We start from the raw sequence: 14,394 nt of genomic DNA, 5'->3' as shown, positions 1-14,394 counted from the left end.
GGCCGACCCGAGACAAGCGAGAGAAGAGGAAGACGATGATCTTCGGCATCGAGCTCACCACCGTCTGGTTCGTGCTCATCGCGGTCCTGTGGATCGGCTACTTCACCCTCGAGGGCTTCGACTTCGGCGTCGGCATGCTGGTGCCGGTGCTGGCCCGCGACGAGACCGAGCGGCGCGTCATGATCAACACCGTCGGGCCCGTCTGGGACGGCAACGAGGTGTGGGTGCTGGTCGCCGGCGGCGCCACCTTCGCGGCGTTCCCGGAGTGGTACGCCACGCTGTTCAGCGGCTTCTACCTCCCGTTGCTGCTGATCCTGGTCGCGCTGATCCTGCGCAACCTCGCCTTCGAGTACCGCCACAAGGGCGACACCGCGCAGTGGCGCGGCCGGTGGGACGCCGCGCTCATCGGTGGCTCGTTCGTGCCTGCGCTGCTGTGGGGCGTCGCCTTCGCCAACATCGTGGCCGGCGTGCCGATCGACGCCGACAAGGAGTTCACCGGCACCCTCTTCACCCTGCTCAACCCCTACGCACTGCTCGGCGGCGTGACCACGCTGCTGTTGTTCCTCACCCACGGCGCGATGTTCGTGGCACTCAAGACCGACGGCGACATCCGCCACCGCGCACGGGCGCTGTCGGTCAAGCTCGGCCTTGCCGCTGCGGTCGTCGCGGTGGTGTTCTTGCTGTGGACGCAGGGCCGCACCGGGTCGATCGGCTCCGCGGTCGCGTTCTTGCTCGCCGCTACTGCCCTGCTCGCCGCCATCAGCGCCGCGCGCGCCGGCCGCGAGGGCTGGGCCTTCACCGGCACCTTCGTCACGATCGCGCTCGCGGTCGCGGGGCTCTTCCTCGCGCTCTTCCCCGACGTCATGCCCTCCAGCACCAATCCGGCGTACTCCCTGACGACGACCAACGCCGCCGCGACCGACTACACGCTGACCGTGATGACCTGGGTTGCTGCGCTGTTCACGCCGATCGTGCTGGGATACCAGGCATGGACGTACTGGGTGTTCCGCAAGCGGATCTCGACGCGGCACATCCCGACCGAGGAGCTGGCGCAGGCGCGGTGACGGCGACATGAAGCCCCTCGACCCGCGGCACCTGCCGCTGCTGCGGCCCGCGACCGGCGCGTTGGTCGCCATGGTCCTGGCATCCGTCGCGACCGGGTTGCTCGTGGTCGCCCAGGCGTTCGCGCTCGGGTGGCTGGTGGTGGCCGTCCTCGACGACCCCACCGGCACCAGCTGGCACCAGCCCGCGCTGGTGCTCGGGCTCGTGGTGCTCGGGCGCGTCGCGGGTGGGCTCGCGAGCGACCTGGCCGGGGCGCGTGCGGCCGCCCAGGTCGGCGCGGGGCTGCGGGCCCGCGTGCTCGCCGCGATCCAGCGGGTCGGACCGGTCGGGCTCACCGGCCGCCGCACGGGCGGCCTCGCCCTGCTCGCGACCCGCGGCATCGCGGCCGCCGAGCCCTATCTCGTGCGCTACCTCCCGGCGCTCGTCACGGCGGCCGTCCTGCCGCTGGCCACCGTGGCCGCGATCGCCTGGCTCGACTGGTGGAGCGCGCTCGTCGTCGTCCTGACCCTCCCACTCGTGCCGGTCTTCGCGATCCTCGTGGGCCTCACCACCCGCGACAAGGCCGATGCGCAGTACGCCGCCCTGTCGGCGCTGGCCGGGCACTTCGTCGACGTCGTCCGCGGGTTGCCGACGCTGGTCGTGCACCGGCGGGCGCGGGCGCAGACCGACACCATCGCCGCGGTGACCGACCGCTACCGGCGGACCACCGTCGACACCATGCGGCTGGCGTTCGCCTCCTCCGGCGTGCTGGAGCTCGTGGCGACCATCTCGGTCGCGCTGGTGGCCGTGCTCGTCGGCCTGCGACTGGCCGGCGGCAGCCTGGAGCTCCAGGTCGCCCTCACCGTGCTGCTGCTCGCGCCCGAGGCGTACTGGCCGCTGCGCCGCGTCGGCGCGGAGTTCCACGCCGCCGCCGAGGGCAGCGCGACGCTCGAGGAGGTCCTCGCCCTCGACGACCTCGATCTCGACCCGCTCCACGACCTCGACGACCCGGCCACGGGGTCGCTGCTCGGCGCGCTCGACGTCCCGCGCCCCCTGCGCCTGCACGATCTCGAGCTCACCTGGCCCGAGCGCACCACCCCTGCCGTACGCCGGCTCGACGCCGTGCTGCCCGCCCGCGGCCTGGTCGCGATCAGCGGGGCCAGCGGCTCGGGCAAGTCGACGCTGCTCGCCGCGCTGGTCGGCGACCTGGAGCCGACCCACGGTGCCGTCGAGGTCGGTGGCGTGCCGGTGCACGAGCTCGAGCCTGCGCTGTGGCGAGGCCGCATCGCGTGGCTGCCCCAGCGCCCGTGGCTGCAGTCCGACACCATCAGCGCCAACCTCCGCCTGGGTGCGCCCGAGGCCACCGAGCCCGAGCTGTGGGCAGCGCTGACCTCGGTCGGCCTCGCCACCGTCGTCGCCGCCCTGCCCGCCGGGCTCGCCACCGAGCTCGGCGAGGACGGCGCGGGACTCTCGGCCGGGCAGCGGGCGCGGCTCGCGCTCGCCCGCGTCGTGCTCGCCAAGCGGCCGCTGGTCGTGCTCGACGAACCCAGCGCCCACCTCGACGCCGAGTCCGAGGAGGTCGTCCTGCGCGTCATCCGCGAGCTGGCCACCTCCGCCCTCGTCGTGGTCGTCGCCCACCGGCCCGCCCTCGTGCAGGAGGCCGACCACGTCATCACGCTGCCGGCGCCGCTGGTCCCCGAGCGTGAGCGTCCGGTCGCGTCCCTGCTGCCCCGGCCGCGCACCGACGCCGACGCCTCCCCAGCCCCCCGAGACCACGATGCCGCGAGCGGGCTCGAGACCAGCGATACCACCGAGACCGGCACCTCGCGCTGGCGCTGGGCCCTGGCCACCTTCCTCGGCGCCGGTTCGTCGCTGGCGGGTGTCGCCCTCACCGCCACCGCCGGCTGGCTGATCGTCCGCGCCTCCGAGCAGCCCCCGGTGCTGATGTTGATGGTGGCGATCGTGGGGGTGCGCGCTTTCGGGCTGGCCCGTCCCGCGATGAGGTACGCCGAGCGGTTGCTGTCCCACGACCTCGTCCTGCGCATGCTGGCGCGTCGGCGCACCGAGGTGTACGCCGCCCTGGTCCCCCTCGTCCCGGGTGCGCTCGGCCGGCGCCGCGGTGACCTGCTCGCCGGCGTGGTTGACGACGTCGACGCCCTGCTCGACGACCGGCTCCGGGTCCGCCAGCCGGTGGCCTCGGCGATCTGGGTGGTCCTCGTGACCTGCGCGGTCGTCGGCTGGCTGCTGCCGGTCGCCGGCCTGGTGCTGCTGCTCACCGCGACGGTGGCGGGTGCGGCGGCGTACGCCCTGGGCCGGTGGGGTGCCCGGCACGCCGAGACCGCGGCGGTGACGCACCGCTCCGACCTCTCGGCCCGCGTCACCGAGCTGGTCACCGACCTGCGTGACCTGCGCCTATGGCAGCGCGACGACCACGCCGCGGAGCGCGCCCTGGACAGCGGCGAGCGGCTCGCCGCCGCCCAGCACCGCTCCCTGCGTGGCCAGGCGTTCGGTCGTGCCGCCGTGGCCCCCCTCGTGCTCGCCGCGATCGTCGCGATCGCCGCCACGGGCTCACGGGAGTACGCCGACGGCGCGATCAGCGGCCCGCTGCTCGCGCTGGCCCTGCTCGTGCCGCTCGCCCTGGCCGACGTGCTCACCCCGCTGGCCGAGGCCGGGGCGCTGCGCGTGCGCACCCGCGCCGCGCAGGAGCGGCTCGACGACCTCAGCAGCCGGCGTCCGGTGGTCACCGACCCCCAGCACCCGGCACCGCGGCCCGGACCGCACCCGCGCCTCGACGCCGTCCGCATCTCGGCGGGCTACGGCGGACGCGACGCCTTCACCGACCTCGACCTGCGGCTGCGTCCCGGCACCCGGGTCGGGGTGGTCGGACCGTCGGGCTCGGGCAAGTCGACCCTCGCGGCCGTGCTGCTGCGCTTCATCGACCCCCGCACCGGCCATGTCGACCTCGACGGTGTCGACGTCCGGCAGCTGGCGCTCGACGACGTGCGCTCCCGGGTGCTCCTGGTCGACGACGACCCCTACGTCTTCGGCTCGAGCGTCGTCGAGAACGTCCGCCTCGCCCGTCCCGACGCCACCGACCACGAGGTGGCTGCGGCCCTCGAACGCGCCGGCCTCGGCGACTGGGTCGCGGGCCTGCCTGCCGGGCTCCACACGCGCGTGGGCGACGGCGGTGCGGCGGTCTCCGGCGGCGAGCGGGCCCGCCTCGGCCTGGCCCGCGCGATCCTGGCCGACCCCCCGGTCCTCGTGCTCGACGAGCCGACCGCCCACCTCGACGGCCCCACCGCCCGCGCCGTGACCGCCGACCTGCTGCGCGACCGCGACCGCACCCTGGTGTGGATCACCCACGACGGCATCGGGCTGGACGAGATGGACCAGGTCCTGCGGTTGGGCGACGCCCCGTCGAGCGTCCCGGTGCTGCCCTCCTGAGCCGCGCTCAGGCCTCCACGACAACCGGGATGATCATCGGCCGGCGCCGGTGCTTGCCGGAGACCCAGCGCCCGATGACCCGCCGCATCGCCTGCTGCAGCTGGTAGGTGTCGGTGACGCCCTCGCGCACGAGCGCGTCGAGGGCGTCGATGATCGGCTGCTTGATCTCGTCGAAGACCGCGTCGCTGCCGAGGAAGCCGCGCGCGTGGATCTCCGGCCCACCGGCCACCTTGCCGGTCACGGAGTCGATGACGGCGATGACGGAGATGAAGCCCTCCTCGCCGAGGATCCGTCGGTCCTTGAGCGAGGACTCGGTGATGTCACCGACGGAGGTGCCGTCGACGAAGACATAGCCGCACGGCACCTTGCCGGCGATCCGCGCCACCCCGTCGATCAGGTCGACGACGACGCCGTCCTCGGCGATCACGACCCGGTCGGCCGGGACGCCCGTGGCCTTCGCCAGGTCGGCGTTGGCGCGCATGTGCCGGATCTCGCCGTGGATCGGCAGCACGTTGCGGGGCTTGACGATGTTGTAGCAGTAGAGCAGCTCCCCGGCCGAGGCGTGGCCGGAGACGTGCACGAGCGCGTTGGACTTGTGGACGACGTTGGCGCCCCACCGCGAGAGGCCGTTGATGACGCGGAAGACGGCGTTCTCGTTGCCGGGGATGAGCGAGGACGCCAGGACGACGGTGTCGCCCTCCTCGATGTGGACGAAGTTGTGGTTGCGCTGGGCGATGCGCGACAGCGCCGACAGCGGCTCGCCCTGTGACCCGGTGGAGATCAGCACCTGCTTCTCCGGGGGCAGCTCGGCGAGCTCCTTGGCGTCCACAACCAGCCCCGGCGGGACGTTGAGATAGCCCAGGTCGCGCGCGACGCCCATGTTGCGCACCATCGAGCGCCCGACGTAGGCCACCTTGCGCCCGTGGGCCTCGGCGGCGTCCATCACCTGCTGCACGCGGTGGATGTGGGAGGCGAAGCAGGCGACGATGATCCGCTGGTTGCTGGCGTGGAAGACCCGGTCGAGCACCGGCGAGATGTCGCGCTCGCTGACGTTGAAGCCCGGCACCTCGGCGTTGGTGGAGTCGACCATGAACAGGTCGACGCCCTCCTCCCCCAGTCGTGCGAAGGCCCGCAGGTCGGTGAGCCGCCCGTCGAGCGGCAGCTGGTCCATCTTGAAGTCGCCGGTGTGCAGCACGACCCCGGCGGCGGTGCGGATCACGACGGCGAGCGCGTCGGGGATCGAGTGGTTGACCGCCACGAACTCCAGCTCGAACGGCCCGAAGGAGATGCGCTCGCCCTCGGCGACGACGTGCTTGACGGTCTCCTTGAGCCGGTGCTCGCGCAGCTTGGAGCCGAGCAGCGCCAAGGTGAGCTGGGAGCCCACCAGCGGGATGTCGCCGCGCTCGCGCAGGAGGTACGGCGTGGCGCCGATGTGGTCCTCGTGGCCGTGGGTCAGCACCAATGCCTCGACGTCGTCGAGGCGGTCGCGGATCGACTCGAAGTCGGGGAGGATCAGGTCGACGCCGGGGTGGTGCTCCTCCGGGAACAGCACGCCGCAGTCGACGATCAGCAGCCGCCCGGCGTGCTCGAAGACGGTCATGTTGCGACCGACCTCGCCCAGCCCGCCGAGCGGGGTCACCCGCAGGCCGCCCTCGGGGAGCGGGCCGGGCGCGGACAGTTCGGGGTGCGGGTGAGACACGGAGCGCGGTCCTTCGAGTCGTTCGGTCAGGGCAGGAGGCCGGCGGCCGCGAGGCCCGACCGCAGCGCTGCCAGCTCGTCGTCGTCGAGCGCCACCAGCGGCGAGCGGACGTGGCGGTTGTCGAGCACGCCGAGCAGCTCGAGCGAGGCCTTCGCCGTCGTCGCGCCGTAGTTGGCCACGCCCATGACCGCCTCGAACGCCGGCAGCAGCCGCAGGAAGATCTCGCGCGCCCCGTCGTGGTTGCCGCTCAGGAACGTGCGGATCATCGTGGCGAGCTCACGCCCGGCGACGTGACCGACCACCGACACCAGGCCCACGGCGCCGTGGGCCAGGAAGCCGAGCGTGTTGACGTCGTCGCCGGAGTAGACGGCGTACCCGAGGTCGACCAGCTGCGCGGCGCGGGGCATGTCGCCGACCGCGTCCTTCACGGCGACGACGGGCTCGAGCCCGACGAGCTCGCGGTAGGACGCCAGGGCGATCTGGCTGCCGGTGCGGCCCGGGACGTCGTAGAGCATCACCGGGAGCTCGGCGGCGTCGATGACCTGACGGAAGTGGTGCACGATGCCGCGCTGGCCGGGTTTGTTGTAGTACGGCGTCACGAGCAGTACGCCGTCGGCGCCCCGCTCGCGGGCCTGGCGCGCGAGGAACGTCGAGGTGCTGGTGTCGTTGGTGCCGACCCCGGCGACCAGGACGACCTCGGGACCGACGGCGTCGCGGACGGCGGCGAGGATCTCGCCGTCCTCCTCCTTGGTCGTCGTCGCCGACTCGCCGGTGGTGCCGGAGACCACGAGCCCGTCGTTGCCGGTCGCGACCAGGTGCTTGGCGATGCGCTGGGTGCCCTCGAGGTCGAGCGTGCCGTCGGGACGGAACGCGGTGGCCATCGCAGTCAGCATCGTCCCGAAGGGCGCTTGGGCCGTCCCGAAGGGCGCGCTGGCAGCGCCGGACGGCGCAGCGGGATCGAGGGGCGTGGTCATGGGCTCAGGCTATCGCCCGGTTGCCCCGCTCCTCGTCACAGTCCGAACGCACGGTCCTGGAAGTCGGCGATCTCCTCGCCATCGGCGAGGAGCTCCGGCGTCGTCTCCAGGGCGATCGCGGGGTCGAGCAGGATCGACTCGAGCACCGTGCGCGAGACGGGGAATCGGGTCCAGTCGACCGAGGACGGGATCCGCGCGCCGGCGACGGTCACCGACACGCGTGCGTCACCCCGCAGCAGGACCATGCCGGCCGTGCCCTGACCCGTCGCGGCGCCGGCGGGCTGCCACAGCACCTGGTACGGCGTCCGGTTCCCCTCGTCGTCGGTGGCGACCGCGTCGCTGCACCACCGCGCCAGCGCACCGCACAGCTGCGCACCGTCCAGGTCCGGGTCCTCCGGCGCCACCGACACCGAGACCTCGGCGTCGTCGATCGCGGCCGTGGCGATCAGGACCGGGCGCGGGTCGTCGGTGGCGTCGGTGTCCTCGACCCCACCGACGGCGCGGACGTCCACGTCCTCGAGGTGGTCCAGCAGTGCCGCCGCCGTCGAGCGGGCGGTCGCCGGCACGCGCTCGTCCGTGTCCAGCTCACCGCGGTAGTAGGGGTCCGCACCGCACGCGGCGAGCAGCACCAGCGCCACCAGACCGGCGGCGACCCTCACCGCCGTACCCACCACACGATGTCGAAGCCGTCGTGGGGCTCGCGCCGGTCCTCGCGCCACGCGGAGCGGTCCCAGTCGGGATAGAACGTGTCGCCCTCGGGCGAGAGGTGCACCTCGCTGAGCACCTGCTCCTGCGCCCCGGACTCCAGGGCGAGGCGATAGATCTGCGCCCCGCCGACGACCATCAGCGGCTGGTCGGGGTGGAGCTTCGCCGCGAGCGCGAGTGCCTGGTCGATGTCGTGGACGACGTGGGCGTCGTGGGCGACGAAGTCCGGGTTGCGGGTGAGGACGATGCTCGTGCGCTGGGGCAGCGCACCCATCTCGTCGTACGTCGTGCGGCCCATGAGCATCGCGTGCCCGGTCGTCGTGCGCCGGAAGTGCCGCATGTCCTCGGGCAGGTCCCACGGGATGGCGCCGTCGCGGGCGATCACCCCGTTGTCCGCCACCGCGGCGACCAGGATCATCCGCGGCTCGGGGCCGCCGTCGTCGCGCGGCATCTCAGACCGCGATCGGCGCGGCGATGGCCGGGTGCGGGTCGTAGCCCTCGACGCTGATGTGCTCGAGCTCGAACGCGTCGAGCTGCGTCACGCCCGCGTCCAGGCGCAGCGTCGGCAGCGGCCGGGGCTCCCGGGTGAGCTGCAGGCGCGCCTGGTCGAAGTGGTTGGCATAGAGGTGCGCGTCGCCGAAGGTGTGGACGAAGTCGCCCACGCCCAGGCCGGTCACCTGGGCGACCATGTGGGTCAGCAGCGCGTAGGAGGCGATGTTGAACGGCACCCCGAGGAAGACGTCGGCCGAGCGCTGGTAGAGCTGGCACGAGAGCCGACCAGGCGTCTCGCCGGTCGGGTCGGGCGCGACGTAGAACTGGAACAGCGCATGGCACGGCGCGAGCGCCATCTGCGGGATGTCGGCGACGTTCCACGCCGACACGACGTGGCGCCGCGAGCTCGGGTCGCGACGGATCTGCTCGACCACCTGCGCGAGCTGGTCGACGTGCTCCCCGCTCGGGGTCGGCCAGGAGCGCCACTGGGCGCCGTACACCGGTCCAAGGTCGCCGTTCTCGTCGGCCCACTCGTCCCAGATCGTCACGTTGCGCTCCTGCAGCCAGGCGACGTTGGTGTCGCCGCGCAGGAACCACAGCAGCTCGGCGAACACCGAGCGCGTGTGGACCTTCTTGGTCGTCACCAGCGGGAACCCGGCGTTGAGGTCGAAGCGCAGCTGGTGGCCGAAGACGCTGCGCGTCCCGGTCCCGGTGCGGTCGTCGCGATCGACGCCCTCGTCGAGGATCCGGCGCACGAGATCGAGGTATGCCTGCACGGTTGAGAGCCTAGAGCGTCCGCGGGCACCGCAGGTGCAGGCGTCCGGCCGTGCCGGGCGTGGAGGGCGCCCGGCACGGCCGGAACATCGGGGGCGGCAGGGCCGCGGGCGGGGGCTAGCGGTTGCGGCGCGCGGCGGAGCTGCGGCGCTGGGCCTTGCGGATCGCGGCTGCCTCGGACTTCACGGTGTCGACGAGGAACGAGCGGATCGCGGGACTGTTGAGCTCGGCGTACACCCCGGGGAACAGCGGTGTCGCACACCCCAGGCCATAGCTGACCACGCCGACCTGGACCGGGCGACCGTTGGCGCGGCGACCGAAGAGCGGCCCACCGGAGTCGCCCTGGCAGGAGTCGCCGAGCAGGGTCTGGGCACACATCTCGGTGCGGGGGCGGAACCCCATCAGCCCGTTGAGCAGGCACCCGGAGTCGGAGACGGCCTGTACGTCGACCTTGCGCAGCACCGTGGACGGTGGTCCGAGCAGGAAGAACGTCGTGCCCCACCCGGTCACGGTCAGGCGTGCGCCGTTGCGCTCGAAGGCGTCGTTGCCCGCCGCGACCACGGGGATCCGGGCCCCGGTGATCGGGCGGGTGGTGCGCAGCAGGGCCACGTCGTGGGTGCCGGTCTCGGCGTAGCGCGGGTGGATGACGATCTTGTCGACGGCGTACGCCGTGCCCCGCCGGGAGTCGAGGTGGTGGGCACCGACGACCAGGCGCAGGTCGCGCGGCTCGTTGCCGGTGACGCAGTGGGCGGCGGTCAGCACCAGGCGCTTGCGCAGCACCGAGCCACCGCAGAAGTGGGCGTCGGAGCCGGTGCGGTCGGCGGCCTGGACGGAGACCATGAAGCCGAACTCGCCCGGGGCTGCGGCGCTGCCGCCGACGATCGCCTGGGCCGCAAGCGGTGTGGTCGCGAGGATCGTCGCCACCGTGGCGAGCGCCGCGGTCAGCAACGCTGCGACCCGCATCCGCCGGGGGCCCCGGGTGCTTCGGGCGCCCGAGGTGCTTCGGGTGCGCTGCCACGACTCGGACGTCATCTGTCCTCCGCCCTGCCGGCCCGTCGCCGGCACTGTGGACCCCAACGAGGGCGGGCCGACGGGGGTTACGCAGGTCACGCGGCCGGGTGGGTCAGGCGTCGTAGTCCAGCTCCAGCACGGCGGTGGTCGCCCGGGAGCGACAGGTGAGGACGTAGCCGGCCTCAACCTCGGCGGCCTCGAGCGCCCACTGGTCCGCCATCGCGACCTCGCCGGACACGACCTGGGCCCGGCAGGTGCCACACACCCCGCCGCGGCAGGCGTACGGCGCGTCCGTCCGAGCGCGGAGCACGGCGTCGAGGACGCTGGCGTCGTACGGCTGGGTCGCGACCGTGGTCAGGCGACCGCCGAGCCGGGCGGTGATGATGTGCGCGGCGGCGTCCTCGTCACCGGGCACGGCGGGGGCCGCCAACGGCGCCCCGGCGTGGAACAGCTCGACGTGCACCCGGTCCGCCGGCACCCCGCGTGCGCGGACGGCGTCGCGTGCCTCGTCGACCAGGGCGAGCGGACCACAGAGATACCACCCGGTGACCGCCGGCGCACCCGTCAGCGCGGCGTCGAGCAGCCGGGCCCAGCGCTGCGGGTCGGGTCGCCCCGAGAGCACGGGCGCTGCCTGCGGTTCGCGGGTGAGCACATGGGTGAGCACGACGCGGGCGGGGTGGGCGTCCTTGAGGTCGGCCAGCTCCTCGGCGAACATCACCGACTCCGCCGTGCGGTTGACGACGAGGAGCGTGACCCGGGAGGTGGGATCGGCGGCGAGGAGCTCCTCGGCGATGGCGAGCACGGGCGTGATGCCGGACCCGCCGACGATGCCGACGACGTGGGCGGGACCGGACTCCGCAGCTGTCGGGGCGAGCACGAACCGGCCCGTGGGCGCGGCGACCTCCAACACGTCACCGGGGCGCAGGTCCTCGACGAGGTGGGTGGAGAGCCGCCCGCCTGCGAGGCGGCGTACGCCGATGCGCAGCTCCCCTCGAGCCCGCGACCGGGACGGGGCCACGCACACCGAATAGGTACGCCGCTCCTCGGCCGCGCCGTCGAGCAGCAGGTGCGCCGGCACCCGCACGGGGACGTGCTGGCCCGGGAGGTGGCAGAAGACCTCGGCCAGGTCAGGCGGCACGCACAGCCCGATGCTGACCGCGTCGGCGGTCAGACGCGTGACGTCGGCGACCTGCAGCCGGTGGAACCCGCTCATCGGACGGTCCGCCTCACCGCAGCGTCCGCACGTGCTCGTACGGCTCCTCGCACGCCCCGCAGACCCACAGCGACGTGCACGCTGTCGGGCCCGAGCGCGACACGAGCCGGGACCGCTCCGCCCCGCACTGCGGGCACGCCGGGTCGGCGTACCGGGTCGGGGCGAGGGTGAGCGCCGTGGCGCCGCCGGCGGACGGGTCCGGCGGCGTCGGCGGGGCGATCCCGGCCGCGCGCAGCGCCGCCAGCCCGGTCGGTGTGATCGCGTCGGTCGTCCACGGCGGCGACCACACCGTCTCGACGTGCGCCTCGACTCCGTGCTCGGCGAACGCGGCCACGAGGTCGCTCGCCATCGTCTCGACGGCGGGACATCCCAGGTAGGTCGGGGTGATCCGCACCTGCACGGTGCCTTCGGGAGCGACCACGACACCACGCAGGACCCCCAGGTCGGCGAGCGAGAGCACGGGGAGCTCGGGGTCGAGCACGCTCCCGGCGATCGCCCACGCCTGCTCCGCGCGCAGGACCGTCCGCGCGCTCACCAGACCGCTCCGGGGTGGGCGCGTGCGACCTCCTGCATGGTGGCCAGCAGCGGCGCGAGGTGCTCGGTGTGGCGGCCCTCCCGGCCCCCGGCGTACGGCGTGGGGTCGTCGGGCTCGGACGGCACGACCAGCGTCGCGGCGGCGATGTCGTCGGCCAGCTGGCCCCGGACGGTCGCGCCGGTCTGCGGCGTCAACAGCTCGGCCAGGTAGGGCCACTCCGCCTCCAGCGCCCGCTGCACCCGGTCGTGGGACTCGTGGGTGCCGTCGCCGAGGCGCAGCAGCCAGGTGCGGGCGTGGTCGCGGTGATAGCTGACCTCGGCGACCGCCTTGGCCAGCACCGCGGCGACCGTGGGGTCGGGCACGGAGCGCAGCGCGGCGTAGCGGTGCAGCTGCGCGGTGCTGAGCAGCAGGAGGCGTACGACGAGCACGCCGAAGTCCTGGCCGTCGGGACGCTCCACCAGCAGCGCGTTGCGGAGCTCCGCCGGTGTGCGCCAGTAGGCCAGGTCGTCCTCGCTGCGCCCGCGTCCCTCGAGCTCGCCGAAGCGGGTCAGCAGGGCGCGGGCGACGCCGAGCTGGTCGAGGGCGATGTTGGCGAGCGCGACGTCCTCCTCGAGGACCGGCGCGAGGCTCACCCAGCCGCCGAGCCGCTGGGCGGCGATCAGCGCGTCGTCGGCCAGCGCCAGCAGGTCGTCCGCGTCGAGCATGGCGGCGGCGGGAGGCGAGACGCTCACAGGTGCGGCACCCCCTCGGGCACGGCGTAGAAGGTCGGGTGGCGGTAGGGCTTGTCGGCGCTCGGGTCGAAGAACGCGTCCTTCTCCTCCGGGCTCGAGGCGGTGACCGCGCTCGAGGGGACGACCCACAGCGAGACGCCCTCGCCGCGACGGGTGTAGAGGTCGCGGGCGTTGCGCAGGGCGAGCTCCGCGTCCGGTGCGTGCAGGGACCCGACGTGCTGGTGGGACAACCCGCGGCGCGGTCGGACGAACACCTCCCACAGCGGCCAGTCGCTCACTGGATTACCTTCCTCAGGTCGGTGGCTTCAGATGGGTTGCCGGTACACCCCTGGTCCCCACCGGACCATCGCCACGGTCGCTCGACCTTCGAGGTCCAGCGTGAGTTCTGCGAGGTCCGGTGGCCCAGGACCCGCCGACCGGCTACAGGGCTATGCGCCGATGAGCGCCGATCAGTGAGCGACCGGCTGCAGGGTCCCGGGACCACCGGGTGTTCTCTCACTGCTCCAACAGCGAGGAACTGACCATGAGTGTGACCCCTGAAGCGACCCGACCACGAGTGTGCGCCGGTCTGGACTGGGCCAAGGACGACCACGTCGTGTGCATCCTGGACCCCGACGGCGAGGTGCTTGACCGGTTCACCGTCGAGCACACCGCTGCCGGCCTCAAACGACTCGTACGACGTCTGTTGGCAGCTGAGGTCGTCGAGATCGGCATCGAACGCGGCGACGGGCCCGTCATCGATGCCTTGCTTGCCACCGAGCTGACCGTGCTGGTGATCAGCCCCAACCAGGTCAAGAACCTCCGCTCGCGCTACGGCTCGGCCGGCAACAAGGACGACCGGTTCGACGCCTACGTCCTGGCAGATGTGGTCCGCACCGACCGCCGTCGCCTGACCCCGCTGACCAGATCGACCCCGGCCACCCAAGCGCTGCGCTCCAGCGTGCGTGCTCGTCGGGACCTGGTCGCGCACCGCGTCGCGGCAGCCAACCAGCTCCGCGCGCACCTGCAGGTCGTGTTCCCCGGCATCGTGGACCTGTTCGCCCACCTGGACTCCGCGATCAGCCTGTCCTTCCTGGAACGGTTCCCCACCCAGACCAAAGCCGACTGGCTCACCGCCGACCGGCTCGCAGCATGGCTGAAGAAGCTCGCCTACTCCGGGCGCACCGACCCTGCCGTGTTGCACCAACGGCTGCTCGCTGCGCCCCGCGGCACCACCGGTGCTGAAACCGGCCCCCATGCCGCAACCACGCTCGCGTTCGTCGCGGTCCTGCGGAGCTTGAACACCCAGATCGCCACGCTCGCGGACTCGATCGCTGAGCAACTCGACGTCCACCCCGACGCGCACGTCGTGACCTCGCTGCCTCGCTCCGGGACCGTGCGCGCCGCGCGACTGCTCGCCGAGATCGGGGACGCCCGCGGCAGGTTCCCCACCGCCGACTCCCTGGCCTGTCTGGCCGGCGTCGCGCCCTCGACGCGGCAGTCCGGCAAGGTCAAAGCCGTCACCTTCCGGTGGGGATGCGACAAAGAACTCCGCGACGCCCTGTGTGACTTCGCCGCTGACTCCCGACACGCCAACCCGTGGGCCGCCGACCTCTACAACCGCGCCAGGGCACGCAACCACGACCACCCCCACGCCGTCCGGATCCTCGCCCGCGCCTGGGTCGACATCATCTGGCGCTGCTGGCAAGACCGGGCCACCTACGACCCTAGCCAGCACCGAGCCTTCCAACGCGTCCTCAACGAACACCACCAAATCGCCGCCTGACGGCGCGGAG

The 14,394-nt window shown here is 73.2% G+C and carries 13 protein-coding genes; 3 read left to right on the top strand and 10 right to left on the bottom strand.

From position 1 onward, the window contains the following. Positions 1–35 precede the first annotated feature (35 nt). Positions 36–1,064 carry a cytochrome d ubiquinol oxidase subunit II gene (gene cydB, locus J2S59_RS12275; protein ID WP_306825163.1) on the top strand — a complete coding sequence of 343 codons (1,029 nt, stop codon included), beginning with the start codon at positions 36–38 and terminating at the stop codon, positions 1,062–1,064. Positions 1,065–1,071: 7 nt separating this feature from the next. After that, positions 1,072–4,485, top strand: a complete 3,414-nt coding sequence (gene cydD, locus J2S59_RS12270) for a thiol reductant ABC exporter subunit CydD (RefSeq protein WP_306825162.1) — start codon at positions 1,072–1,074, stop codon at positions 4,483–4,485. 7 nt (positions 4,486–4,492) lie between these two features. Here cydD and J2S59_RS12265 read toward each other — a convergent pair whose 3' ends face one another. The 10 genes from J2S59_RS12265 to paaB all read right to left on the bottom strand — a co-directional run bounded on the left by J2S59_RS12265 (position 4,493) and on the right by paaB (position 12,897). Beyond that, the gene (locus J2S59_RS12265; RefSeq protein ID WP_068119790.1) at positions 4,493–6,184 is read right to left on the bottom strand and encodes a ribonuclease J; all 1,692 of its coding nucleotides are present in this window, start codon (positions 6,182–6,184) and stop codon (positions 4,493–4,495) included. A gap of 26 nt (positions 6,185–6,210) precedes the next feature. Then, positions 6,211–7,158 carry a 4-hydroxy-tetrahydrodipicolinate synthase gene (gene dapA / locus J2S59_RS12260; protein WP_306825161.1) on the bottom strand — a complete coding sequence of 316 codons (948 nt, stop codon included), beginning with the start codon at positions 7,156–7,158 and terminating at the stop codon, positions 6,211–6,213. A 35-nt stretch (positions 7,159–7,193) separates the two neighbouring features. Next, the gene (locus J2S59_RS12255; protein ID WP_306825160.1) at positions 7,194–7,817 is read right to left on the bottom strand and encodes a hypothetical protein; all 624 of its coding nucleotides are present in this window, start codon (positions 7,815–7,817) and stop codon (positions 7,194–7,196) included. After that, a complete protein-coding gene (locus J2S59_RS12250; RefSeq protein ID WP_068121602.1) occupies positions 7,814–8,314 on the bottom strand; it encodes a dihydrofolate reductase in 501 nt (166 codons plus the stop codon). The genes J2S59_RS12255 and J2S59_RS12250 overlap by 4 nt, the downstream gene beginning before the upstream one ends. A 1-nt stretch (position 8,315) precedes the next feature. Next, complete coding sequence (locus J2S59_RS12245; RefSeq protein ID WP_068121606.1) at positions 8,316–9,131, bottom strand: thymidylate synthase; 816 nt, start codon at positions 9,129–9,131, stop codon at positions 8,316–8,318. Between the two features lie 115 nt (positions 9,132–9,246). Next, the gene (locus J2S59_RS12240; protein ID WP_068121610.1) at positions 9,247–10,161 is read right to left on the bottom strand and encodes a S1 family peptidase; all 915 of its coding nucleotides are present in this window, start codon (positions 10,159–10,161) and stop codon (positions 9,247–9,249) included. 91 nt (positions 10,162–10,252) lie between these two features. Further along, the gene (locus J2S59_RS12235; RefSeq protein ID WP_306825159.1) at positions 10,253–11,353 is read right to left on the bottom strand and encodes a 2Fe-2S iron-sulfur cluster-binding protein; all 1,101 of its coding nucleotides are present in this window, start codon (positions 11,351–11,353) and stop codon (positions 10,253–10,255) included. Between the two features lie 13 nt (positions 11,354–11,366). Continuing rightward, positions 11,367–11,888 (bottom strand): 1,2-phenylacetyl-CoA epoxidase subunit PaaD, encoded by a 522-nt coding sequence (gene paaD, locus J2S59_RS12230; RefSeq protein ID WP_181642182.1) that lies wholly within the window; start codon positions 11,886–11,888, stop codon positions 11,367–11,369. Continuing rightward, on the bottom strand, positions 11,885–12,619 hold the full coding sequence (paaC, locus tag J2S59_RS12225; protein ID WP_246360436.1) for a 1,2-phenylacetyl-CoA epoxidase subunit PaaC: 735 nt from the start codon (positions 12,617–12,619) through the stop codon (positions 11,885–11,887). The genes paaD and paaC overlap by 4 nt, the downstream gene beginning before the upstream one ends. Further along, entirely contained in the window at positions 12,616–12,897 is a 282-nt protein-coding gene (gene paaB, locus J2S59_RS12220) for a 1,2-phenylacetyl-CoA epoxidase subunit PaaB (RefSeq protein ID WP_068122244.1), read from the bottom strand. The genes paaC and paaB overlap by 4 nt, the downstream gene beginning before the upstream one ends. 245 nt (positions 12,898–13,142) lie before the next feature. Here paaB and J2S59_RS12215 point away from each other — a divergent pair, with 245 nt between their 5' ends. Continuing rightward, entirely contained in the window at positions 13,143–14,384 is a 1,242-nt protein-coding gene (locus tag J2S59_RS12215; RefSeq protein WP_068124533.1) for an IS110 family RNA-guided transposase, read from the top strand. The last annotated feature ends 10 nt before the right edge of the window (positions 14,385–14,394 follow it).

The sequence above is a fragment of the Nocardioides massiliensis genome (assembly GCF_030811215.1).
GTDB lineage: Bacteria > Actinomycetota > Actinomycetes > Propionibacteriales > Nocardioidaceae > Nocardioides_A > Nocardioides_A massiliensis.
Note: the sequence above shows the minus strand (reverse complement) of the source record. Positions and strands in the feature narration are given on the sequence as shown.